The 22,685-nt window shown below is 58.0% G+C and carries 20 protein-coding genes; 12 read left to right on the top strand and 8 right to left on the bottom strand.

What is annotated here, in order from left to right:
• Positions 1–125 precede the first annotated feature (125 nt).
• The gene (locus BLQ12_RS11255) at positions 126–1,367 is read left to right on the top strand and encodes a uracil-xanthine permease family protein (protein WP_092210748.1); all 1,242 of its coding nucleotides are present in this window, start codon (positions 126–128) and stop codon (positions 1,365–1,367) included.
• Positions 1,368–2,207: 840 nt separating this feature from the next.
• On the opposite strand, the gene BLQ12_RS11250 is transcribed toward BLQ12_RS11255, so the two are convergent.
• Positions 2,208–3,194: a DUF2804 domain-containing protein gene (locus tag BLQ12_RS11250; RefSeq protein ID WP_092210747.1), complete on the bottom strand. Its 987-nt coding sequence runs from the start codon at positions 3,192–3,194 to the stop codon at positions 2,208–2,210.
• A gap of 538 nt (positions 3,195–3,732) precedes the next feature.
• On the opposite strand from BLQ12_RS11250, the gene BLQ12_RS11245 reads away from it, so the two are divergent.
• On the top strand, positions 3,733–5,229 hold the full coding sequence (locus BLQ12_RS11245; RefSeq protein WP_092210746.1) for an OmpP1/FadL family transporter: 1,497 nt from the start codon (positions 3,733–3,735) through the stop codon (positions 5,227–5,229).
• Between the two features lie 208 nt (positions 5,230–5,437).
• Positions 5,438–6,916 carry a sodium/proline symporter PutP gene (gene putP, locus BLQ12_RS11240; protein ID WP_217640292.1) on the top strand — a complete coding sequence of 493 codons (1,479 nt, stop codon included), beginning with the start codon at positions 5,438–5,440 and terminating at the stop codon, positions 6,914–6,916.
• A gap of 300 nt (positions 6,917–7,216) precedes the next feature.
• On the opposite strand, the gene BLQ12_RS11235 is transcribed toward putP, so the two are convergent.
• The 3 genes from BLQ12_RS11235 to BLQ12_RS11225 are packed head-to-tail and all read right to left on the bottom strand — an operon-like array spanning position 7,217 to position 8,986.
• Positions 7,217–7,876 (bottom strand): hypothetical protein, encoded by a 660-nt coding sequence (locus BLQ12_RS11235; protein ID WP_092210744.1) that lies wholly within the window; start codon positions 7,874–7,876, stop codon positions 7,217–7,219.
• On the bottom strand, positions 7,876–8,580 hold the full coding sequence (locus BLQ12_RS11230; protein WP_092210743.1) for an MBL fold metallo-hydrolase: 705 nt from the start codon (positions 8,578–8,580) through the stop codon (positions 7,876–7,878). The genes BLQ12_RS11235 and BLQ12_RS11230 overlap by 1 nt, the downstream gene beginning before the upstream one ends.
• Positions 8,581–8,596: 16 nt before the next feature.
• Positions 8,597–8,986, bottom strand: a complete 390-nt coding sequence (locus tag BLQ12_RS11225; protein WP_092210742.1) for a hypothetical protein — start codon at positions 8,984–8,986, stop codon at positions 8,597–8,599.
• A 550-nt stretch (positions 8,987–9,536) separates the two neighbouring features.
• On the opposite strand from BLQ12_RS11225, the gene BLQ12_RS11220 reads away from it, so the two are divergent.
• The 3 genes from BLQ12_RS11220 (at position 9,537) to BLQ12_RS11210 (ending at position 12,708) form a co-directional block, all read left to right on the top strand.
• Positions 9,537–10,217, top strand: a complete 681-nt coding sequence (locus BLQ12_RS11220) for a hypothetical protein (RefSeq protein WP_092210741.1) — start codon at positions 9,537–9,539, stop codon at positions 10,215–10,217.
• Positions 10,218–10,295: 78 nt separating this feature from the next.
• A complete protein-coding gene (locus BLQ12_RS11215; protein WP_092210740.1) occupies positions 10,296–11,546 on the top strand; it encodes an IMP cyclohydrolase in 1,251 nt (416 codons plus the stop codon).
• A 223-nt stretch (positions 11,547–11,769) separates the two neighbouring features.
• Positions 11,770–12,708, top strand: coding sequence for an ABC transporter substrate-binding protein (locus tag BLQ12_RS11210; RefSeq protein ID WP_092210739.1), 939 nt, complete (start codon positions 11,770–11,772; stop codon positions 12,706–12,708).
• A 45-nt stretch (positions 12,709–12,753) separates the two neighbouring features.
• Here the strand turns inward: BLQ12_RS11210 and BLQ12_RS11205 are convergent, their stop codons facing one another.
• Both BLQ12_RS11205 and BLQ12_RS11200 read right to left on the bottom strand, forming a co-directional pair.
• A complete protein-coding gene (locus BLQ12_RS11205; protein ID WP_092210738.1) occupies positions 12,754–14,085 on the bottom strand; it encodes a MerR family transcriptional regulator in 1,332 nt (443 codons plus the stop codon).
• A 117-nt stretch (positions 14,086–14,202) separates the two neighbouring features.
• A complete protein-coding gene (locus BLQ12_RS11200; protein WP_092210737.1) occupies positions 14,203–14,601 on the bottom strand; it encodes an NUDIX hydrolase in 399 nt (132 codons plus the stop codon).
• Positions 14,602–14,844: 243 nt separating this feature from the next.
• Here BLQ12_RS11200 and BLQ12_RS11195 point away from each other — a divergent pair, with 243 nt between their 5' ends.
• From BLQ12_RS11195 to BLQ12_RS11185, 3 genes are read left to right on the top strand one after another with little or no spacing between them, the layout of a single operon-like run.
• On the top strand, positions 14,845–15,306 hold the full coding sequence (locus BLQ12_RS11195; protein ID WP_092210736.1) for a hypothetical protein: 462 nt from the start codon (positions 14,845–14,847) through the stop codon (positions 15,304–15,306).
• A gap of 20 nt (positions 15,307–15,326) precedes the next feature.
• Complete coding sequence (locus BLQ12_RS11190) at positions 15,327–16,394, top strand: type IV pilus twitching motility protein PilT (protein ID WP_092210735.1); 1,068 nt, start codon at positions 15,327–15,329, stop codon at positions 16,392–16,394.
• A gap of 58 nt (positions 16,395–16,452) precedes the next feature.
• On the top strand, positions 16,453–17,511 hold the full coding sequence (locus BLQ12_RS11185; protein WP_092210734.1) for a type IV pilus twitching motility protein PilT: 1,059 nt from the start codon (positions 16,453–16,455) through the stop codon (positions 17,509–17,511).
• 290 nt (positions 17,512–17,801) lie between these two features.
• Here the strand turns inward: BLQ12_RS11185 and BLQ12_RS11180 are convergent, their stop codons facing one another.
• Both BLQ12_RS11180 and BLQ12_RS11175 read right to left on the bottom strand, forming a co-directional pair.
• Positions 17,802–18,326, bottom strand: a complete 525-nt coding sequence (locus BLQ12_RS11180) for a YfcE family phosphodiesterase (protein WP_175469667.1) — start codon at positions 18,324–18,326, stop codon at positions 17,802–17,804.
• Between the two features lie 31 nt (positions 18,327–18,357).
• On the bottom strand, positions 18,358–19,092 hold the full coding sequence (locus BLQ12_RS11175; RefSeq protein ID WP_254782040.1) for a 16S rRNA (uracil(1498)-N(3))-methyltransferase: 735 nt from the start codon (positions 19,090–19,092) through the stop codon (positions 18,358–18,360).
• A 602-nt stretch (positions 19,093–19,694) separates the two neighbouring features.
• Between BLQ12_RS11175 and BLQ12_RS11170 the strand changes: the two genes are divergently transcribed.
• The 3 genes from BLQ12_RS11170 (at position 19,695) to BLQ12_RS11160 (ending at position 22,467) form a co-directional block, all read left to right on the top strand.
• Complete coding sequence (locus BLQ12_RS11170) at positions 19,695–20,450, top strand: TerB family tellurite resistance protein (RefSeq protein ID WP_092210732.1); 756 nt, start codon at positions 19,695–19,697, stop codon at positions 20,448–20,450.
• A gap of 140 nt (positions 20,451–20,590) precedes the next feature.
• Positions 20,591–21,169 (top strand): TetR/AcrR family transcriptional regulator, encoded by a 579-nt coding sequence (locus tag BLQ12_RS11165; RefSeq protein ID WP_092210731.1) that lies wholly within the window; start codon positions 20,591–20,593, stop codon positions 21,167–21,169.
• Between the two features lie 26 nt (positions 21,170–21,195).
• Positions 21,196–22,467, top strand: a complete 1,272-nt coding sequence (locus BLQ12_RS11160; protein WP_175469665.1) for a clostripain-related cysteine peptidase — start codon at positions 21,196–21,198, stop codon at positions 22,465–22,467.
• The last annotated feature ends 218 nt before the right edge of the window (positions 22,468–22,685 follow it).

Below are 22,685 nucleotides of genomic sequence, written 5' to 3'. Positions count from 1 at the left end.
GGAATGATTTCAGGAGGCCCGCCCTGCTGTGCACGGGGGAGATACAGGTTGGTTTGTTTTGCGGGTCCTTTCGGGGGCCTTTTTTATGATGTTTTTTACGTGTGTGTGGCTGATCAGGAGGGGAAATGAAAAGCAGCAAGAGTAATTACAGGTTTGATGTAAAGGACTCGTTTCTAGGGGCCCAGATGCTCTTTGTGGCCTTCGGGGCTCTGGTCCTCGTGCCGATTTTGACAGGGCTCAATTCCAACGTGGCCCTGTTTACCGCAGGGGTGGGTACCCTGATTTTCCAGGTGGTGACCCGGGGAAAGGTCCCGGTTTTTCTGGCGTCGTCCTTTGCCTTTATCGCCCCCATCTCCATCGGGGTCCAGCAGTGGGGCATCGCCGCCACCATGAGCGGGCTCATCGCCGCCGGTATTTTTTATATTGCCTTGAGTTTTCTGATTCGCTGGCAGGGGTCTGCCGTCATTGAGAAGGTCCTGCCCCCTGTGGTGACCGGTCCGGTGATTATGGTCATCGGCCTGATTCTCTCCCCCGTGGCCGTGAAGATGGCCACCGGTGTAGCCAACCCTGCGGCCATCATTCCCAAGGGCACGGCCCTGACCGTTTCCATGGCTGCCCTGGCGACCACGGTTCTCGTCTCCCTTCTGGGACGTGGCATGCTGAAATTGATTCCCATTCTCTGCGGGATTTTCGTGGGGTACATCGTGGCCTTGTTTTACGGGCTGGTGGATTTTACCCCGGTGAAGGAGGCGGCATGGATTGCCATGCCCGATTTTACCTTTCCCGAATGGAATTCTCAGGCGGTCTTTTTTATTGTCCCCGTTGCCATCGCACCGGCCATTGAGCACTTCGGCGATATTCTGGCCATCGGCGGTATCACGGGCAAAGATTACCTTGAGGATCCCGGCATTGAGAACACGATGCTTGGTGACGGCCTGGCCACCAGCTTTGCCTCCCTTCTGGGTGGGCCCCCCAACACCACCTACTCCGAGGTCACCGGGGCCGTGGCCCTCACCGGCGCACAAAATGCCGGGGTCATGACCTGGGCAGCCATCACCGCCATTGTTCTCGCCTTTGTGGGCAAGCTCGGGGCCCTGCTTTCCACCATTCCCACTCCGGTCATGGGGGGCATCATGCTGCTTCTCTTCGGTGCCATCATGGTGGTGGGCCTTAACGCCCTCGTGAAATCCGGTGAAGACCTTATGGAATCACGGAATTTGACCATCGTGGCCCTCATCCTTGTCTTCGGTATCGGCGGCATGAGCGTCTCCGCTGGTCAGTTTACCCTCCAGGGCATCGGCCTTGCCGGCATCTTCGGCGTGGTACTGAACCTCGTACTGCCCCGCTGCCGGGTGGACGAAGAGTAATGTCGGGTATGTAGCGACATCGCATGTCCGCCCGACTAATATAGGGATGGAAAAAAAACAATGCCTCCGGCGGCAAGGTGAGCCACCTTGAAAGCCGATTGCCGCTGTGCGTTAACCCTCGTTCCTCGGGTTAACGCACAGCGGCATTTTTGTGGGGGGGGGGGGGCATTTTTTTTGTATGGGCCCAAGTTGGAATTGTTCAGGGAACAATGCCTCCGGCGGCAAGGTGTGCCACCTTGAAAGCAGTTGCGAATGCGTTTTTCCCCTCGTTCCTCGGGGAAAATCACATCCGCCTTTCAATGAAACTTCGGCCTTGATCATCGTTTGGGCCATCGGCCTATTTGCATCACCCCCCGAACACTCTTGTCCCCTGGAGCGCCGCACTCCTGTGCGGCACGGGTAACGACGGACTAAAAAGCCGCACCGGAGTGCGGCGCTCCGTTTCGGTCGATTTTTCATGGTTTTTTTGAAGGTCGCGGCCCAAACTCATTTAAGAAGAACTGTTAAGATCTGTTTGTTGAGTTTTTTTAGCAATTTAAACCCCGGTAGGGCCGCCGAAGGCCTAAGCTGAATGGTCACAACTTGAACAGGTTAGAAAAGCTCGCCATGACGGTGGGCTTTTTTTGGTTGTAATCTCAGGTGGAGATAAGGAACGAGATTAATACGAGCAGGGTTCACGAGAGCGACGAAAACAGGGTACAGCCAACGATTGTTATGCCATTGGGATTTGCCCTGAGGAACGAAGGGCAAATCCCAATGGTGGCCTGCTTTCGAGGTGGCACACCTCGCCGCCGGAGGCGTTTTTTTGGCCTTTGGGTATAGGCGTCATAATGGCCCTGTCTACCACCTTGCAAAGTGGTCCTCGCAGAAGCCCGGGGCGTTGGTGACGGGCACCGGATCGGCACCGGGGGGCGTGACGGTGCCGGTGAAGCTGCCGCAGAGCTGGGTGAAGAGGCTGCCCATGACCAGGGCGTTGACCTTCTCCTCGCGGTGGCCTTCCGGGGTGAAGGTGAGATCGATGATGCCGTCCATGGAGGTGATGCGCCAGGGGGTGGTGGTGTCGTTGTCCCGGTAGTCGAAGTGCACCGGGCCGATGTGGACGGGGGCACCGTCGATCCAGATCATGTTCTCGGTGAAGCCGGTTTCGTTGACCCCGGCGGCGAGGTTCATGCCGAAGGGCCTGCCGTCGGCCAGCACGGCTGCGGAGGAGGCCCAGCTCCAGAAGGTGTTGCGTCGCATGTAGCCTGCGGACCAGTCGGTGAGGGCAAGAACGTGGGGTGAGGCGATCTCCGTGGTGGTGCCGTTGACGGAAAAGGTGCCCTTGACTGACACGGGTGACCGTTTGTCGGTGTAGGTCCAGCCCCTGTAGCCGGTGCGGGATGCCACCCGCAAGGGGGCGGGGTGGGGGGCGGTGAACTCAGCCTTTAGAGAAAAGGTGTCGGTGCGGCAATCCACCCCGGTTTCTGAAATGGTCAGGGCCAGGGATGAGGTGTTGATGCGGCTCATGGGGGTGTCCGGGGTGGGGCGGATGGTTGCCCTGAAGGGCGTGAGGACCGAGGTCTCGGTGAGAACGCCTGTTTTTCGGTCAAAGTGATAGGCAAACCCGTTTTTGATAAGCCCCAGGTCCACCACCGCGACCCCGGCCAAAAACTCGTCCGCCATAAATCCCACAAAGTTGAACCGGTTGAACTTGACGCGTTTGTACAGGGAGCTTCGCCTGCTCCCAAAGGCTGTCCTGAGGTCAAAGTCCAGGAAGTTGAGTTCCCCCACCGGATTGTGGTGGTAGCCGTAGGGGAGTGTTCCGTCATCTCTGATCAATGTGTCCATCTCTCCTCCGATAATCGTCGGGTTAAGGCCATTATTTCCTGTGAAATTTACATCGTATGCATTGTATGTCTGAACTGATTTCAGGGGCGTCTGGTAGTCCGGATTTTCTAATATACCCCTTTTCCGCACCTCTGGGGTCACAATACCGACTCATTTATTCAAGGACAGGTTCCCTCTGTGTGTACGGCATGTCTCCACTGGCCCTAAAAATCAATTGTATACTAAAAAAATGCCGATACATTAAATGAACTGCGTTTCAGATGATGATTCAAGTCTATGTGTTGAAACGCTGGTATTGTAGAAATCGTTATTTAACAATATGTTAATCCTCAGTCTGGAATTGTGATTCTAATTTTAGAGTGTAAATCCTGTTTGCGGTTGACAAGTGCTTTTCACGGTCTCTACTATCTCTCCAATCGCGCAAAAAAAGTTAGTTTCCTGTTGTGGTGGATTGACTCGCGGTTGCTTGTGGTGAACTTAGTTAGCTTATAGCAACTGTTGACAATATAGGTAACAACAAACTTTTTGGGAGAGAAGTATGAAGGTGGAAAAAATGGTGAAAAAAGGATTGGTGGTCCTTGCAGCGGTGGTTCTGACCGCATCGTCGGCTTATGCGGCCAACGTTGAAACGATGGGAATCGGCGCAATGAACACGGCTCAGGCAGGCGCTGTGTCAGCCTATTGCGACAACGTGTTTGCAGCGTATTACAACCCGGCGGGCCTCTCGCTTATCGAAAGACCCACCATATCGGCGGGTGCCATGTACTACAACGCCAAGATCAAGGTGTCTGATTGGAATGTGGTATCACAAGGGTCAAATGATACCTTGGATGGCGCACCATCGGATTATGAATCCGATACCATGGACATCGTCAGCCCTTCGTTGGGCTTTGCCATGCCGGTGACCGACAAACTTACCCTTGGTGTGGCCGCGTATACCCCCTACGGCCTGCATGTAACCTGGGACAAGGACCCTGCCAACTCTCCGTCCAGCGCCTATGCCTGGGAGTCTTACTACGGTCGCGTAGCTGTATCCCCGACCTTGTCCTACAAGGTTTCTGATAAGTTTTCAGTGGGGGTTGGGGTGAGCCTTGGCCGCTCAATCTCTGAAGCTGGAAAGACCATGGAATACAGCGATGACTTCAACCCCACTGCCATTGCTAAAGAAGCAGGAGGGTTACTTACACCTGATCAGGCCCAAGCAAAGGCAGGGCTGAATGCCCTTAATTTCACCGGCGATGCGGAGAAGGCTCAAGAGCTGGTAATGTCGGCTACGCTTCTTGATGGCGCTCAACTGAAGATGGAGACCACCGACGATTTTAACTACTCTTTTAACGTTGGGCTGATGTACCGTCCCATTGAGCAGCTCTCCATGGGCCTGACCTACCGAGGTCGTTCCGATGGCGATTTCGAAGGGGATGTGATGATATCTGGCGCCATGGGGGGGACACAGGACCTCGATGGTACCGTCACGATGGAGTATGACCATCCTGAGCAGGTGCAGGCAGGTGTCCGCTGGATGCCCAGTAACAAGTTTTCGGTTGAGGCCGACGTCACCTGGACCCGGTGGAGTATCAACGAGAACCAGGATGAGCATGCTGTTATCAACGTGCCCGACGCTTATGTTGGTCTGGTAGGGGCATCGACTATTGAGACGACCTTTGAGCATGAGCGTGACTGGGAAGATACCACCGCATACAAACTGGGCATTGCTTACCAGGCCACTGAGGCTTTCGTCTTTCGTGCCGGCTATACCTACGACCCCTCACCCGTTCCCGATGAGACCTTTGAGTTTGGCTGGCCTGACACGGATCGCAACGTCTATGCCCTTGGTATGGGCTGGCGGATCAATGAACGATGGAATCTTGATGCTGTCCTCCAACACGTTGTTTCGACGTCGAAGCGTTCCACAACAGGTGAAAGCACCGAGCTTAATAAAAATTACTCTGCAGCCTATGGTGCCCCTGCCCAAGTGTACTGCGAAAACGAAGGTATCCTCTGGGGTGCAGGCATGACCATGACCTACACCTTCTAAGGCATCGCTTTAGCGTCTCCTTTGATTTACGGACAAAAAAGGTCGCTCCCCCCGGGGGCGGCCTTTTTTTGTCGGTGGGCCCCGGAGTTGAAAAGCAGGGGCCGTTCTGATAAAAACCACGGGTTGTTCGTAAAAACCGGCGCAACGCCGGTTTTTCTGTGTGTATGAATCATGGGGAGTGGAAGTAGGACGTATGCAGGACGGTAATGTGTCGATTTTGATTTCGTTTGTCCTCTACCTGATATTTATGGTGGGGATCGGTTGGGTGTACTACGGCAAGACAAAGACCCTGTCGGATTACATTCTGGGGGGCAGGGGCCTCAACAGCTGGGTGGGGGCCATGAGCGCCCAGGCCTCGGACATGAGCGGATGGCTCCTTCTGGGACTTCCCGGCTACGCCTATGTGGCGGGGCTGGAATCCTTCTGGATCGCCTTCGGCCTGGCCATGGGCACCTGGTTGAACTGGAAGTTCGTGGCGGTGCGGCTGAGGAATTACACGGAGATGTCCGGGGACTCCATCACCCTGCCCGATTACTTTGAAAACCGGTTTCGGGACACCTCGCACCTGCTGCGGATCATTTCGGCCATCTTTATCCTGATTTTTTTCCTGATCTACACCGCCTCCGGCTTTGTGGCGGGGGCCAAGCTCTTCAGCACCGTGTTCGGCCTTACCTATAACTCGGCCCTTCTCATCGGTGTGGCGGTGATCATCTCCTACACCTTCCTCGGCGGGTTTATGGCGGTGAGCTGGACCGATTTTTTCCAAGGCATGATCATGATCGTGGCCATCATCGTGGTGCCAACCCTGGGCATCATCAAGGCCGGAGGGCTTGCCTCCACCCTGGAGGGCGTTCGTTCCATCAACCCCGCTTTTTTGAGCATCTTTACGGACACCACCGGGGCGCCCCTTGCCGTGATGTCCGTTATCTCCCTTGCGGCGTGGGGCCTGGGCTATTTCGGTCAGCCCCATATCCTGGCCCGTTTTATGGCCATCCGGACCACCGCTGAGATCCGCAAGGCCAAATCCATCGCCATGGTGTGGGTGGTGGTGAGCCTCTCCTTTGCCGTGGTGGTGGGGCTCGTGGGCCTCGTCTGTCTGGACACTCCCCTGGCTGCCGGAGATCAGGAGAAGATCTTCATGGTGATGGTTGATCAGATGGTCCCCACGGTCCTTGCCGGGGTGTTTCTGGCAGCGATCCTTGCAGCCATCATGAGCACGGCAGACTCCCAGCTCCTCGTAACCTCCTCGGCCCTCACCGAGGATTTTTACAAGGTGCTCTTCCGCAAAGAGGCCTCGGATACCGAGCTCGTCTGGGTGAGCCGGTGTGCCGTGATGGTTGTGGCGGTGTTTGCCTGGCTGTTTGCCCGGAACCCCGACAGCTCCGTGCTGGGCCTTGTCTCCTATGCCTGGGCCGGATTCGGCGCCACCTTCGGCCCTATTATCCTTCTCTCCCTGTACTGGAAGCGCATGACCCGCAACGGGGCGCTGGCAGGCATCGTGGCGGGTGGTCTCACAGTTATCGTCTGGAAACAGCTCACCGGTGGATTCCTGGGCCTTTTTGACCTCTATGAGATCGTTCCGGGTTTCCTGGTCTCCATTGCCGTGATTGTGGCCGTGAGCCTCATGGACGACGAACCTGCAAAAGAGATCCAGGCCGAGTTCGACGCGGTGAATCGCGCGATGTAAGGGTTAGGAAATACAAAAGCAATGCCTCCGGCGGCGAGGTGTGCCACCTCGAAAGCAGGTTACGAATGCGCTTTTCCCCTCGTTCCTTGGGGAAAATCACATTCGTCTTTGATTTGGATTGACCTGAATTTGTTTTTTTAAGCCTGTTTGTTAAACTTTTTAAAAGTTTAGCCCCCGGCAGGGCCGCCGGAGGCCGTTTTAACCGGATGGCCTCCTGTACCCACATAAAAAAGCCGTGATGGATCGTAATAACGATTCCTCACGGCTTTTTGTGTCTGGTCTTGGGCATTTTGGCAGGTTTTATTTGAATACCGACGCCAGCCCTTGGGCCAGGGCGCCTTGTCGGGCCAGGTCCACGAGGCTCGTCCCGGCAAGGGGGCAGGTGGAGGGGGTGATCCAGGGGGCAAGGGCTTGCGTGTCGTTGTTCAGGGCGACGGGGCAAAGCGAGTCGGCCCCATTCAGGGCGTCTTCAAGGGCGGCGGGGGGAAGATCGCCCGTGGCCACCACGGTCCACTCTTTTTTCAGCTCCTGGTGGAGGAGAAGGGCGTCGAGCTCGCGGCGGACGATGGCGGTGCGTGGGGTAGAGCCGGTGAGGACCAGGGGAACCGGGGCGCTGCCCTCAACGGTGTGGTACTCGCCGTCGTGGCCGTGGCCCATGCGGAAGATGACGACGCGCTTGAGTTCTTTGTCCCGGATGACGGGGATGGTGATGCCTTCGGGCAGGAGGATTTTATCAACGCCTTCGGTGCCCCAGGAGTCGGCCGGTCGCCTTGTGTTTCTCACCTGCCAGCCGAGGAGGGCTTCCCGCAGGGTTTCAAGGGAGAAGCCCGATTCATAGAGCCAGGCCTGGATTGTTTCGTTGTGTTTTCCCCAGAGCATCTTCGTCGCTTTAATGGTTGCGGCCACGGCTTTTTCGTTCCACAGCCCGGGGTTGGTGACCGTTTTTTCAGGTGTTTCCATCAGTACAGCTCCATTACTGAGTGCCATCGTTCCCGCTCGGTTGCCACGGGAAGGTCTCGTTGTTTCATGGTGTCCACAAGGTGCGGTTCGTTGAATCGCACAAAGGGGTTGGCCCGTTTCTCATCGGCCAGGGTCGAGACCACGTGGTCGGGATCGTAGAGGGAAAGGTAGCGAGCGATCTCCGTTTCATTTTCAGGTTCGATGATTCGTGCAAAGGCCATGGATTCCTGGACGTAGTCATGGCCTGCGTAGATTTTTGTGTCGTCGGGAAAGGTGAGGAGAAAGGTGACGGTTCGGTAGAAGCTCTCCATGTCCCCCGAAAAGCAGGTCCCCACGGTGCCGTTGAAGAGGGTGTCTCCGGTGATGAGGCGCCCTTTGATTTCAAAGGTGAGGCAGTCGTCCATGTGGCCCGGGGTGTAGTGGACGATGAGGGGGTCCCCGTCGATGTCCAGGCGGCCGCTCTGGCGAAGGGCCGGAATGTCCTGGTGCGTTGCCCCGGAGCGCAGGATCAGCGGGGTGTTTCCCACGGTGTGGTCCGGGTGGGTGTGGGTGTTGATCACATGGGTGAGGCGAAGGCCCCGGGCACTTACGAAGTCCAGGATTTCGTCCACGGCCCCGGGGTCGATGGCCACGGCGGATTCGGGACCGCTGACCACATAGGAAAAGTTGTCGGCGCTGTACCGGAACTGAGTGAGGGTGAGCATGGGTGTCTCCCGGGGGTTAAACGGGTTTTACGGGAAGGGCTTCCACGGTAAGGCTGAGCTTGCCGTTGTCCGTGCGGAGGTCCCAGCTTTTGATCCCCTTCATCATGGCGGGGTAGGTCTCCTGCTTGGAGGAGATGAGGCCCAGGACGAATTGGGTAAAGACCTCTTTTTTCTCCCCGGGCAGATGGGCGGGAAGGCGCTCTGCCACTTGGGCTTTGTACCCGTCTTCTCCCCGGCTTTCAAAGAGGGAGAGGTTCCAGCCGGTGACGGCAAGGGAGACAAGGAGTCGTTTCATGGCGTCGTCGTCGCCGCAGGCGGCGCAAAGGGGGGCGGCCAGGGAGAGGACCGCGTTGGCGACGTCGGCATTGGTGCAGGCGGCAAAGCTCTTTACGGTAAGGGTGCTCATGGGAAATCCTGTGTTTGGGGTGAACATCACGGCGCCTCGCGGAAGGGGCAGGGGCGTCGGGGCTGCATCTGCCTGATTCCCGGCAGGGATGCCTCTAAACCTTAAGATGATTCCCAAAAAAGTCAAGGCGGAGGTTGCCTCGTCCTGGCCCCCGGCAAGGCTGTGCCGGGTCGCTGCCTTCCGGCAGGATCACCTGGGTGTTCCGGTGCGGCGCAGGGCGGCACAGGCCACAATTCCAACCGGTGTGTGATGATTTTGTGCATTGTATTGTATTTGTGGGGTTTTGTTGACGGGCTCCGACCTGCCAAAGCTCCGGCACGCCCCCTGACATGGTCCTGGCCTCAACGGACAGATCCCCTGCCGAAAATGCGGTGATTTTCATGGAATGTCTCCGGGGAATGCACCTTGATCTTTGCCATGGGCTGTTTTACTATTGCGCACCTGCCGCATCCTGCGGTTCCAGGGGGCGTCAGGGACGCAGATACGATACACAGACAGCCGGGGCACCGGCCGTTCAACGTAAGCCACCACAAAAAAACAGGACAGAACTATGGGGATGAATATTGTGGATCGCATTGATGACCGGGTGAAGGTCAATCATGTGCTGATCAGCGTGTCGGATAAAACGGGACTGGATACATTGATTCCTGCCCTGGTGCGGGTCAACCCGTCCATTCGTATTTTCTCAACCGGGGGAACCTTCGGGGCCATCGAAAAGATCCTGGGCGATGCCGCGGCAAAGCACCTGGTCCAGGTGTCGGATTACACCGGTCAGCCGGAGACTCAAGGGGGACTTGTGAAAACCCTTGATTTTAAAATATATCTCGGGATTTTGACGGAAACATACAACGATTCTCATCAGGAAGACTTAAAGAGAACCGATGCGGTTCCGATAGATATGGTAGTTGTGAACCTTTATCCCTTTGCGGCAACCGTTGCCAAAGAAGGGGTCACCGTGGAAGAGGCTCGGAGCAATGTCGATATCGGCGGGCCCACCATGGTCAGGGCTTCGGCCAAGAACTACCTCCGGGTGGCCTCGGTGGTGAATCCATCGGACTACGGGGCTGTTGTGGCGGCCCTGGAGGCCAACGACGGGGCTACGGATCTGGCCCTGCGTTACGGGCTGGCGGCCAAGGCCTTTGAGCACACGGCCTCCTATGACCGACACATTGCCGATTATCTTGCAGCACAGGCCCCGCAGAGCGTTTCGGGGTGTTACAGCGCATCCTAAACACCCTATCCGGACCCGACGGGACAGCGGTGGCTTTTTTTACAGGCCGCCCACAGGTCCTGCGGGGGGAGAAAGCACATGGCAGACGATCTGAAGAAGATGTACCGAACCATCATGGACGACCACTTTGCTCCGGCCATGGAGATTTCCTTTGTGGATGGCGACAACCGCCAGACGCTCTTTTATGAGAAAGTGGCCTGGACCATCGACCAGGTGAAAAAGGGGCTGCGCTACGGCGAGAACCCCGGCCAGGAGGCGGCCCTTTACCGCCTGGCCAACGGCAACCTGGTGGTGGGAGAGACCCAGACCATCGCCCCCGGGCGCTACCTTGCCTCGGACATCGAGCTGCTCCAGTCCGGGAAACATCCCGGCAAGACCAACCTCACCGATGCCGACAACGCCCTGAACATCCTGCGTTACTTCACCGATACCCCCACGGCGGTCATCGTGAAGCACAACAACCCCTGCGGCGCGGCCCGTGCCGCCTCCCTTGAGGAGGCCTACGCCAAGGCGTACATGGCCGACCGCATCGCAGCCTTCGGGGGATGCATCGCCCTGAACCGCAGCGTGGACAAGGCCACGGCCGAGGCCATCAGCAACCAGTACGCCGAGGTGGTTGTGGCACCCGATTTTGAAGAGGGGAGCCTCGATATCCTGGCTGCGCGGAAGAACCTCCGGGTCATCCGTATCGGCAACATGGACCGCCTCCAGAGCTATGTGGGCGAGCGTGTCGTGGACTTTAAGAGCCTCATGGACGGCGGGCTCATCACCCAGCTCTCCTTTGTGCCCGAGGCCAGGAGCCGCGAGGACTTGAAGATCGCCCAGTGCGAGTACAAGGGGACCCTCTACACCATCGACCGGGAGCCCACCGACGCCGAGTACGAAGACATGCTCTTCGGCTGGCTGGTGGAGTCCGGCATCACCTCCAACTCCGTGATCTACGTCAAGGACCAGGTGACGGTGGGCATCGGCACCGGTGAGCAGGATCGCGTGGGCGTTGCCGAGATCGCGGTGGACAAGGCGTACAAAAAACTTGCCGACCGCTACACCTTTGAGACCTGGGGTATGGGGTACGCCGATCTTACGGACGCCGACAAAAAAGCGGAGATCGACGCCCGGGTCAAGGCCGAGAACGGCGGGATCAAGGGGGCGGCCATGGTGAGTGATGCCTTCTTCCCCTTCCGTGACGGGGCCGATGTGGGGCTGCGCGAAGGGGTTACCTCCATTGTTCACTCCGGCGGATCCATGAACGACTACCAGTCCATCGAGGCGTGCAACGAACATGGCGCCACCATGGTTTACACCGGCCAGCGGAGCTTCAAGCACTGATTCTGAACTGGTCGTAAAACGATGCCCTCACAGCGGCTTTGGCAGCGCTGTTCGGACAAAGGGCATTCTCAACGTACATTCCGGTGGAAAGATGCACCGGAGATGACCGGCGGCACGCCTCCAATGCCAGTTGGAGGCGTGTTTCAGGCCCGATCTTAGAAACCGTGGTTTCTTTTTTTTACCGGGGCCTGGTAACCCATCTGGTGTTTTAAGCGGTGTATGTATGACGGACAAGCCTGTGTTGAAGATTGGTCACTTGCGGATCACCGATCACCTGATTCTCGGTGTCACGGATCTCAAGTTGAGGAAGGGCATGGAGACCTTCAAGCACTGTTCCCTTGAGCCGGTGCTGAAAAACGGGTGGAACGAGGTGGCCGACGATTTGGCCACGGGTGCCCTTGACGGTGCGTTTATCCTTGCCCCCACGGCCATGGACATCTTCAAGTCCGGCGTGGGCATCAAGCTGATCCTTTTTACCCACAAATCGGGCAGCATCCTGGTGAAGAGCCGGCGTGCTGGTATTCAGCGTATCGAAGATTTTGCCGGTAAGGTGGTCCTGATTCCCTATCAGCTGTCGGTGCATAACATGTTGTTTCACCGCCTTCTCAAAGAGAAGGGGCTCAACCCCGGTACCACCCGGGACAAAAAAGCCGACGTGTTCCTGGAGGTGGTGGCTCCCTTTCAGATGCCCGATGCCATCGACCTGGATGAGGACGGCGAGATCGCCGGGTTCATTGTGGCCGAACCCATCGGGACCAAGGTGATCAACAGCGGCAACGGGGAGGCGCTTCACCTCTCGTGTGATCTCTGGCCGAAGCACCCCTGCTGCGTGCTGGTGATGCGTGACGAAGTGATCGAGAAAAATCCCGATGCCGTCCACGAGCTGACCCGCAGCCTGGTGCGTTCCGGCATGGCCGTGGAGGCCCAGCCAAAGCCGGCCTCCATCATCGGTGCCGATTTTCTTGGGCAGAACAGCGACCTGATCTACAAGGTCCTCACCGAGCCCAAAGAGCGCATCTCCACGGACGAGCTTTTTCCGGTCATTGATGATCTGGCGAAGATTCAGGATTACATGAAAGATGAGATGGGGATTCTGACGGACAAGATCGACATGGAGAAGTTCGTGGACACCCGTTTTGCCCTGGATGCCGGGGCCAAGTAAGCAGCAGAGAGGCCGGAAGGCACCGAGTGGCACTATGTGTGCGGGCTACTTGGGGCCGGCCTTTTCGATGATGCTGAAAATCCCTTCGATGGTGCGGGCTCCCCAGGAGCCTTTGCCGCTGAAGGTGGGCCTGCTCTCCTCGTTAAGCCGTTCAGCAACCTGGGCGGCGGATAATCCTTCCCGGCGTTTCATGCCGATGATTTCCTTTAAAATAAAATCTTTGTACGCCTCGGGGTCCGAGGGGAGGGGCGAAGGCTCCTCCGCTGGCCTGGGGACCTGCCGCGGCATCTTTTTGGGCGTCTGTTCGGCAACAGGACGCGGCTGATCCTCCCGGGGTGGTGTGTCCACGAGGTTCCAGAGGTTGTCGGCGTCCCCGGTGGGTTTTTCGGCTTTTTCCGGGGTTGCCGGAGGCACCGGTGGCTCGTCTTCCACGGTCCAGAGGTCGTCCAGGCCCGTGTCGCTCATGGGTGCTTTTTCGGGCTCACGGGGCGGTTCGTCTATGAGGTCCCAGAGATTGTCCGGCTCCTCCTCCTCTCCTTTTCCGGGCGTTTCGTCCAGCAGGGCCCAGAGGTCGTCCAGGTCTTCCTCGACGGGTGTGTCCACGAGGTCCCAGAGGTTGTCCATATCCGGATCCTGTCCGGGCGCATCGTCTTCGATGAGGCTCCAGAGATCATCCACGTCCTCCTGGGGCAACGGGGCCGGGGCATCGACAAGGGCGCTGAGATCATCCAGGGGGACGTCGTCGGTCTCCGGGACGAAGTGATTGTCCAGGGGTGTTTTTTCTGGTGCCTGTTCGGGCCGGGGGGGCGAATCGTTTCGAGGGGTTTCCGGTTCGGAGGGCTCGGCAGGCACGGTGGGTTGAACGTAAGGGGCCTGCTGTGCCGCTTGCATGGCCGGTACGGGGAGGCCCGAGGTGGTCAAGGCGGTGAGGATGGCTGACAGGCTTCGGGACTTCTCCTCTTCTACGGCAATGCGGCGCTCCATGGCCGAGGCTTTGCGCTCTTCGGCTTCGGCGAGGCGACGCTGCTGGATGACGAGGCGTGCCAGAAGGGCCGGTGTGGGGTTGTCCTCATCCAGGAGGGAGAGGATGTCGTCATCGTCGTCGTGTCGAAAAGCGTTGCGGGAAAAGAGGGGCCCTTGGCCTGCCGCCCGGTTCCGTAAGGCCAGGCGTATCTCCTCGCGGGTGAGACCTGATTCGGTGCATTCGGAAATGTAGGTAAAAAGGTGGATGTCCTCACGGCTGAGGGTCTGTTCCCCTGCATCTCCGGTACCGGAGAGGAACTCGCTGTAGATATGTTTCCACAGGAGAAGGGTGGAAACCCCTGTTCCGAGCTCCTTTGCCGCCTCTTCCACACTGTATCGCTTTTCGTCGGCCATGCCTTCTCCGTGGGGTGGCAACTGATGGATTTGCTGATGTCAGGAGATGATCAATCACCCGCCCTAATAGTATCGGCAATTGTATCGGCGCATTTTAGTGTATTTTAACCTGCGGTGTCAATCGGACGCCCGCTTCTCCCCCCAATGGGTAATCACCAGGTTGAATCCGAAGGCGAGGTCCAGGGCATCGGCCTCGTCAAAGGAGAACCAGGCAATTTTCTGCCCCTCGGTCAAGTGCACGGTTTCAGGATCAAAATCAGCCCGGGCGGTGAAGACATATTCAAGGCGGTCGGGGAAATCATAGACCCCGAAGGGGCGGATGAGGTCGGGACAAAATCCAATCTCTTCAAGGAGCTCCCGTTGGATGCAGGCTTCCGGCGTTTCGCCTGCCTCCACATGCCCCCCCGGCAGGTCCCACATATTGGGACAGGGAAGGTGGGGCAGGTCGTCCCTGAGCATGAGCAGCACCTTGTTCTGTGGATTGATGAGCAGGATACTGGTTCCCTCTGGTTTCATGTGAATTCCCAATGATAAATAGATGCTAACAATTGTTTAATAATTGACAAAAAAATTCAATGCAGTTTATATTTATAAGGTTTATCGGGATATTACAAGACGGAAAAAAAGGATCAATTTTCACCGTGTTTGAGACGATAAGGGAGGTAGTGGCAACCTGTGGACCTCTACCGTGAACGGATTGATAACCGGGCCAGGCATCGCGACGACGCGACCGGTTAAGCTCGCCAGGAAGGAGCGCGTATGGGTATCTACCCTAAAAAAGACTGTGAAATTACCTTGTGTCTATCGAACAACAGCCAACTCGATGGACTCGTGAACATCGTGGGCCGGGACATCCGGACCTTTCTCCTGGACAACGAGTCCGATATCGTGATGTACGAAGCCGTCAACGGGGAGGACGAGAGTCGGCGCCCCATGATCGTTCCGAAAAAGCATATCCTCTGGGTGGAGGTCAGAAACGGCGATTTGTCCGAGAGAAAGGTCGCCATCTACCGCAAAATGAAGATGAAGATGACCAACGGCCAGGTGGTGAGCGGAGAGATCGATATCACCGGTTACGACAGGGTCTCCGATTATTTTTTGAAAAACACCGACATGTTCAGCGAGGTGTCCCGCGTGGCGGTGGACGGAGAATCTGTCCGCTCCATCGTGTTTGTATCCACAACCCAGTACCTTTGGGTCATCCCCGACGAAGACTCATAACCGGGACCCGGAGGTCATACATGGCAGAATTGGACAAGGTTTTTCAGGCCGGGGTCAACTTGCGGGCATCGGACGTGCACGTGGTACCGGGTGAACCGATTATCCTGCGCAGAAAAGGGGGGCTGGTTAAAACCAGGACTCCCAAGCTCACCACGGACCAGACGCAGCGGTTGATCACCGAGTTGCTCTCCGACGAGGAGAAGGCGCACCTGGCCCGGGAAAATCAGCTTGATTTCTCCTACGAGATCAAAGGGCTGGGTCGCTTCAGGGGAAGCGCCATGGCCCACAACCGCGGTCTGAGCGCGGCATTTCGCATGATTCCCCCCGCCATTCCTCTCCTTTCAGAGACCGGGCTTCCCGAGGTGGTGGCGAAGGTTCTGGACCAGCACCAGGGGCTGATCCTGGTCACCGGGGCCACGGGGATGGGCAAAACCACCACCCTGGCTGCCATGGTGGACTTTATCAACGAACGCAAGGCCCACCATATCCTCACCGTGGAAGACCCCATTGAGTTTGTTCACCCCAAAAAAAAGGGGGTGGTGAACCAGAGGCAGGTGGGGCGGGACACCCACTCGTATCTCAACGCCCTTAAAGGGGCCTTGAGGGAGGACCCGGACGTCATCGTCATCGGTGAGCTTCGGGACCTTGAGACCATCTCCCTTGCCATCAGTGCCGCCGAGACGGGGCACCTTGTCATCGGCACCCTCTCCACCACCAACGCACCGAAAACCGTGGACCGCATCATCGACTCCTACCCGCCGGGTGAGCAGTCCCAGATCCGGGCCACCCTGGCCGAGACCCTCAAGGCCGTCGTGACCCAGAAGCTTATTCCTTCGGACACCGAGGACCGCATGCTCATGGCCGCGGAGATCCTCATGGTGAATTTGCCGGTGGCGGGCTTGATCCGGGATTCCAAGGTGTTCCAGATTCCCAACCTCATGCAGACGGGCAAGGGCCTGGGCATGAAGCTCATGGACGAGTCCGTAAAGGATCTTCTGGACGAGGGGCTCATCAGCGTGGAGACGGCCCTGATGCATGTGGAGTCAGAGACATTGCAGCGGCAGCTCAAGGCCAAACTGGCAGGGTGATGCGAAGGGATGATCATGGAACGGATACGGACGGCCGGGGCCGTCGGCAGGAGAGCGTGTGGCAGTTATTGATACCTACTTCAGAGAGTTGAATGAGAAAGGGGCAAGCGACCTTCACATGGTCGTTGGGCGACCGCCCCTGTTGCGCTTAAAAGGGGAGCTCGTGGAGACCGCTCACCCCGTCCTGGACCGGAATCGGATGACCGAGGTCCTTTTTGAGATCCTTCCCGGGGAAAAACAGACGGAGTTCGAGGCCAACCTCGACCTGGACATGGCCTATGAGCTGGAAGGGGTGGGCCGGTTCCGGTGCAATTTTTTCTACCACCACAACGGCCCCGGGGCGGTGTTTCGGATGATCCCCACCGAGATCCTGACCTTAGAGCAGCTCGGCTTGCCCGAGGTGCTCAAGACCATCGCCGATTTTCCCAAGGGCCTGGTCCTTGTTACCGGCCCCACGGGGAGCGGCAAGTCCACCACCCTGGCCGCCATGATCGACTACATCAACAAGAGCCGGGAAGCCCACATTATAACCATCGAAGACCCCCTGGAGTTCGTGCACCAGAATCGCCGCTGCATCTTCACCCAGCGGGAGATCGGCACCCATGCGACAAGTTTTGCCGACGCCCTGAAGGTGGCGGGCCGCGAAGACCCGGACATCATCCTGGTGGGCGAGATGCGGGACAAGGAGACCATCAGCCTGGCCCTGACCTGCGCCGAGCTGGGGATCCTTGTTTTCGGAACCCTTCACACCAACAGTGCTTCCAAAACCGTGGACCGCGTGATCAACGCCTTTCCCGCGGACCAGCAGGCGCAGGTGCGCACCATGTTCTCCGAATCGTTGAGGGCGGTGATCGCCCAGCAGCTGCTCAAGACCGCCGACGGAACGGGCCGCTGTGCGGCCAACGAGATCCTTTTGGGCTCCACGGCCCTTGCCAGCGTCATCCGAAGCGGCAAGATCGCCCAGATCAACTCCATGATCCAGACGGGTACCTCCCAGGGCATGCAGTCCATGGACCAGCACCTCATGCAGCTGGTGACGGCCAAGACGATCACCGGCGGCGCCGCCTATGAAAAGGCCATGGACAAATCCCTCTTCGATGCCATGAAACACACGTGATTTTTTTAAGAGACGATGCCTCCGGCGGGTCGTTTTTTGAGAAAAGCTCAGCAAAAACATTCCGGTTGCGTGTTCGTTACGTCGAACTGAGCCGGAAAGCAAACCCCTTCGAATGAATCGAAAAGATTTTAAAATCTTCTTCTCAAACAGCTATCTGACAAGATGTCCTCATCATTTCTTCAATGAAAGGCGAATGTGATTTTCCCCGAGGAACGAAGGGGAAAACGCATTCGCACCCTGCTTTCGAGGTGACACACCTCGCCGCCGGAGGCATTGTTTTTGCCCCTGATTCAGGCGGTCCGGCCGGGAAGGTCGAGGTGATCCACCACCTTTCCCGAGGCCAGGTCCACCAGTTCGAGGCGGGTGCCCGTGAGCCGGGCAAAGCCCTGGTGGCCGCCCCGGGGGCGGGCCGGTGAGCCCGGGTTGAGGAAGACCTTGCCCATGAGGGTGTCCAGTCGGGAGACGTGGGTGTGGCCCTGGACCACGATGTCGTAGTCGGTGAGGTCCGGCAGGTGGCGGTGTCCGTGGGCCAGGAGCAGGGTGGTGCCTTCCCAGGAGAAGGAGGCCGTCAGCTCCCCGGAGAAAAAATCGGGGTGGTCGCAGTTTCCGCAGACATACCAGGTGGGCCCGGCCAGGGCCTTAAACTCGTGCCGGATGGTGTCGGGGTCGTAGTCCGGGTGGCTCTTGCCGTAAACCGTGTCAAAGAGGTCGCCGGCTACGGCCAGGCCGTCGCCGGGCTTCAGCTGGGCCTTGATGAGGCGCCAGGTGGGCAGGTGGCCGTGGATATCGGCCGTGATGATCAGTTGGTGGGGCATGGTGGATCCTGTTGTCGGGTTCATGTGAGTGCTAAAAGGTTGGGTACAGGCGTGAGAGAAGAGCCGGAATGGCCGATTCCACTCTCAGGATGCGTTCTCCCATGGAGACAGCCTGGAAGCCGGCTTCCTTGAGTTTGTCCATCTCATAGGGGATAAAGCCCCCTTCCGGGCCCACGGCAAGGGTGACGGGACCGTCCACCCGGACGGGGCAGGGGACGGCGTCGTAGGGGTGGGCCGCCAGTTTTTCCGTGCCGACGGCCATGGCCGGCAGTTCATCTTCCACAAAGGGCTTGAACCGGTTTTTTAACAGAATCTCCGGAAGCCGGGTGTCTTTGGCCTGCTCCAGGCCCAGGACCCGCTGGGAAAGGAGGTTCTCCTCGGACAGCCGCGGGCTTTGCCAGAAGCTTTTTTCCACCCGGACGGCATTGAGCAGGACCAGTCGCTTCACCCCCATGCTGGTGGCGGCGATGATCACCCGGTTGAGGACCTTGGGCCTTGGAAGGGCAAGAATCAGGGTGAGGGGAAGGGGCGGTGGCGGCGGCGCGTCCAGGCTCACGGCCAGTTCCATGGCGTCTTTATCCATGGAGAGGACCTCACCGGTTCCCAGGTTGCCGTCAAGGCGACCCACAGTCAGGGTATCTCCCACCTTGGCCCGGTGGACCTCTTTGACGTGGCGAAGGCGTCGTCCCGTCAGCCGGGCTGTGGTCTGCCCTTGGGTAAAATCATCATCAAAAAGAAGGATCAGGTTCATCCGTATGTGTTCCATGGGGTTCATCGGTTCGAAGAGTGGTGCATCACAAATCTTTTCCTTGTAGCATTGATGATGAGACCTTGTCGAGGAGCCTCAGGGGCGGTGGCAGGGCAAACGTATTTAGCTGCAAGTTGCCTCCGGCGGGTCGCTTTTTGAAAAAAGCTCCGCAAAAACTTTTCGGCTGCCTGCGCTTTTATTATTCAGGCCAGGGGGCTGAACAATAAAAGCGCAGGTATGCACATCAGACGAAATCATTGGAAATACGAGTGCATTTGAATGAACCAACATCGCGCTTAATGCCTGTTTGTCAAACTTTTCAAACGTTTGGCCCCCGGCAGGGCCGCCGGAGGCAAACTCTACATGCGTTGGCCCTGGGGGCGGTGGGGTGGGTCCGGGGGAACATTCTGCGGCGTCCCTGGCAAGGGCGATGAAGCTTGACACCCCCCGTTTGCGTGTTACTTTAGAGCATTGCGCATGTGTTTTGCACGGAGATCCGGGGGCGTGTTTTTTTGCTCTATGGTGTCGACGCGCCCTGTGCGCAACAGAGCGAATGGATCACAGGTTCCGCCTTGGGGGTGGGGCCGTCATGATGAATACAATGAGGCATAGAGGTTATTATGGGTTGGCTTGGAAAAGTGGTGGGCGGTGCCATCGGACTTGCTTTGGGCGGTCCGGTGGGTGCGGTTGCCGGGGCGGTGTTCGGACACGCCTTTGATATAGACGGCAGTGAACTTAACCGTGAGGAGCGGCGTGGGCTGACCAGCAACGAAGAGGCCCAGATGACCTTTTTTGTGGCGGCGTTTTCCATGCTGGCCAAGCTCTCCAAAGCAGATGGCCGGGTGAGCCAGGATGAGATCGAGTCCATCGACCAGTTCATGACCCAGGACCTTCACCTGAACCGGGAGAGCCGCAACATTGCCATCGATATCTTCCGTGAAGCCGTCAACTCCCCAGAGCCCTTTGAGGGGTTTGCGCGCCAGTTTTACACCACGTTCCGTAACCAGCCCCGGCTCCTTGAGGTGATGCTGGACGTGATGCTCCGGGTTTCCACGGCAGACGGGCAGTTCAGCCCCCAGGAAGAGGAGCTGATCCTGTCGGCGGTCCATCTTTTTAACTACCCCTCTGAAGGGTACCTGAAGCTCAAGGCTCGCTATGTGGACCAGAGCGACGCGTACCACTCGGTGCTCGGCTGCGACCGGAACGATTCCGATGAATTCCTGAAAAAGCAGTACCGGAAGCTGGTCAATGAGTACCATCCGGATAAAATTGCGGCCAAGGGGCTTCCCGAAGAGTTTACGCATTTTTCAGAAGAGAAGTTCCGGGAGATTCAGGATGCCTGGGAGCACGTGAAAAAAGAGCGGGGGATTGCCTGAGGGGCCACCCCAAGCGCACAGGGCCGGCTCACCGGCCCGCAAAGCCTGTGCGGAGATTCCGTTCTCCGGGCTTTTAGTCATGACCGGTTTCAACACGGCCAAACGAGGCATCCGCAGCCGAGGGAAAGGAATGGTAAGGGATGGGCAAAGAGGAGAAACGACAACGGGTGTATGAGGCGGCTCTCCTGCTCTTTTCCCGGTACGGCTTCAAAAAGACAACCGTGGAGGACATCGGGGACGCCCTGGGCATGACCAAGGGGAACCTGTATCTCTACGCCAGGAGCAAGAAAGACCTCTACGAGTCGGCTGTGGCGTGGGCCCTTCGCAATTGGCAGCAGAACTCAAAAGAGGCGGCCGACAAAGAGGAAAGTTGTGCGGCCAGGATCTACGCTTATTTTATAACCGGGTACCGATACCTTGAGTCGGATCCGGTCCTGCGTCACCTGATCCGTCATGATCAGGCCCTTTTTCCCCTGACGGAAGCGGAAGACCGCTTCCAGGAAATCAACCAGGCTTCGCGGCACATTCTCCAGATTTACCTTGAAGAGGGCATCGCCACCGGCGAATTCCGTCCCTTTGAGGTGGCGGGTGTCGCAGAGCTTCTCTACTCCTTCTACGTGATGCTGGTGATCAAGCGGTATGTGGTGCCCGGGAATATCCCGTCCCAACGTGATTTGAACACCGCCTTTGATCTCATCTTGAACGGCTTACTTGCCTGAACGTAACCCCCCCGGGAGGTATGGTTGTGAGACGACACAGGACGTGGGCTGCATGCCGTGTGATCGGTGTGGCCTTGATGGCCCTTGGTATGGTGGCCGGGTGCGGGAGCAGCGGTGGCTCTGAAAGCCAGGAAGGCCCCACCTGGACGGTGATGGTCTACCTGGACGGCGACAACAACCTGGAAGCCGATGCCCTGACTGATTTCAATGAGATGGAAGCGGCGGCGGCAAGCCCCGATACCCGGGTTATTGTCCTGTTTGATCGCAGCAGCGGGTATACCCGGGACCAGGGGGACTGGGCAGAGACCCGTCTTTACGAGATATACCACGACACCGATACCTCGGCCATTGCCTCCAAAAGGCTCACCGACACGACGTGGCTGGGGCTTTACGGGGACGGGGACGATGAGTTGAACATGGGCAGCGCCGAGACCCTGCGCCGCTTTATCGCGTATGGCAGGGCCACCTATCCCGCCGAGCACACGGCTCTTATTCTCTGGGATCATGGCAGTGGCTGGGCCCCGTCCGCATCGGACGCAGCAGCCCCGGGTACGAAATTCATCGCCACCGATGAGACCAGCGCGGGCGATGCCCTTTCCGTGAAGGAGGTGGCCTTGGCCCTTGAGGGGCAGGGCGTGAACCTGCTTGGCTTTGACGCCTGCCTGATGGCGGAGCTTGAAGTGGCCTGGGAGTTTCAGAGGGTTGCCCGCTTTATGGTGGCCTCCGAGGGGCTGGAGCCTTCGTCCGGATGGGATTATACCGGGTTTTTGACCTGTTTTTCCCAGTTGCCGTCAGCAAGCAAGAGCCCGGAAGCCCTGGGGCGGTGCATTGCCGAGACCTACATGGAGAGCCGGGTGGGCGGCATGGACCTGGGCCTTTCCGTTGTGGACCTTGCTGCCCTTTCGCCCCTGGGGGCGGCAGTGGACGAGCTTGCTTCTGAGATGACGGCCCTTTCGACCAATGCGGTCATCACGGCGCGGTATCTGAACGCCGCCCATTACAACGCAGACACCTGCGTGGACCTTCGCCAGTTTGCCGAGGTTCTGGGGGCCTCTGCCGAGACCCGGAATGCCCTGGGCGAGGCTCTTTCCGATGCGGTGATTTACAATGAGGCCACGCGCCCGGAGATGGCCTGCGGCCTCTCCATCTATTTTCCCGTCTTTGGCGTGACCTCCGGCCAGTACTCCCTTTACACCTCCTCTCACCTGTCGTTTGTGGCTGATACCCAGTGGGACGAAGCCCTCGACCACCACAGCCGGGTTGCGGACTGGGCGGCCTTTATCGCCGCGCACCCTTAATAACGTCTTGATAAGACCTGTTATGTTGCTATAATATCCCCTGCTTGTCTTTGCATGCCCTGGCGACCGTGCCCGGGGTAAGGCCTCACCTCCGGTTTTTTTATCTTAGATCCTTTCTTAGCCGTCATGTTCCGGGGCGGGCCGGGGCCTTGTCCTTTTCGGGGCGATCCTGCCACACCAACACATCAATCATGCCTTGTCGGAGCCTTTTGTGCTGT

The organism is Desulfoluna spongiiphila (assembly GCF_900101345.1).
Lineage (GTDB): Bacteria > Desulfobacterota > Desulfobacteria > Desulfobacterales > Desulfolunaceae > Desulfoluna > Desulfoluna spongiiphila.
The sequence above is the reverse complement of the archived record's forward strand: the minus strand, read 5'-3'. Positions and strand labels throughout refer to the sequence as shown.

Bases quoted from the DNA above. Each gene is read 5' to 3' on its own strand.
- BLQ12_RS11255 (WP_092210748.1), top strand. From the start codon at position 126: ATGAAAAGCAGCAAGAGTAATTACAGGTTTGATGTAAAGGACTCGTTT.
- BLQ12_RS11250 (WP_092210747.1), bottom strand. From the start codon at position 3,194: ATGGACACATTGATCAGAGATGACGGAACACTCCCCTACGGCTACCAC.
- BLQ12_RS11245 (WP_092210746.1), top strand. From the start codon at position 3,733: ATGAAGGTGGAAAAAATGGTGAAAAAAGGATTGGTGGTCCTTGCAGCG.
- BLQ12_RS11235 (WP_092210744.1), bottom strand. From the start codon at position 7,876: ATGGAAACACCTGAAAAAACGGTCACCAACCCCGGGCTGTGGAACGAA.
- BLQ12_RS11230 (WP_092210743.1), bottom strand. From the start codon at position 8,580: ATGCTCACCCTCACTCAGTTCCGGTACAGCGCCGACAACTTTTCCTAT.
- BLQ12_RS11225 (WP_092210742.1), bottom strand. From the start codon at position 8,986: ATGAGCACCCTTACCGTAAAGAGCTTTGCCGCCTGCACCAATGCCGAC.
- BLQ12_RS11220 (WP_092210741.1), top strand. From the start codon at position 9,537: ATGGGGATGAATATTGTGGATCGCATTGATGACCGGGTGAAGGTCAAT.
- BLQ12_RS11215 (WP_092210740.1), top strand. From the start codon at position 10,296: ATGGCAGACGATCTGAAGAAGATGTACCGAACCATCATGGACGACCAC.
- BLQ12_RS11210 (WP_092210739.1), top strand. From the start codon at position 11,770: ATGACGGACAAGCCTGTGTTGAAGATTGGTCACTTGCGGATCACCGAT.
- BLQ12_RS11205 (WP_092210738.1), bottom strand. From the start codon at position 14,085: ATGGCCGACGAAAAGCGATACAGTGTGGAAGAGGCGGCAAAGGAGCTC.
- BLQ12_RS11200 (WP_092210737.1), bottom strand. From the start codon at position 14,601: ATGAAACCAGAGGGAACCAGTATCCTGCTCATCAATCCACAGAACAAG.
- BLQ12_RS11195 (WP_092210736.1), top strand. From the start codon at position 14,845: ATGGGTATCTACCCTAAAAAAGACTGTGAAATTACCTTGTGTCTATCG.
- BLQ12_RS11190 (WP_092210735.1), top strand. From the start codon at position 15,327: ATGGCAGAATTGGACAAGGTTTTTCAGGCCGGGGTCAACTTGCGGGCA.
- BLQ12_RS11180 (WP_175469667.1), bottom strand. From the start codon at position 18,326: ATGCCCCACCAACTGATCATCACGGCCGATATCCACGGCCACCTGCCC.
- BLQ12_RS11175 (WP_254782040.1), bottom strand. From the start codon at position 19,092: ATGGAACACATACGGATGAACCTGATCCTTCTTTTTGATGATGATTTT.
- BLQ12_RS11170 (WP_092210732.1), top strand. From the start codon at position 19,695: ATGGGTTGGCTTGGAAAAGTGGTGGGCGGTGCCATCGGACTTGCTTTG.
- BLQ12_RS11165 (WP_092210731.1), top strand. From the start codon at position 20,591: ATGGGCAAAGAGGAGAAACGACAACGGGTGTATGAGGCGGCTCTCCTG.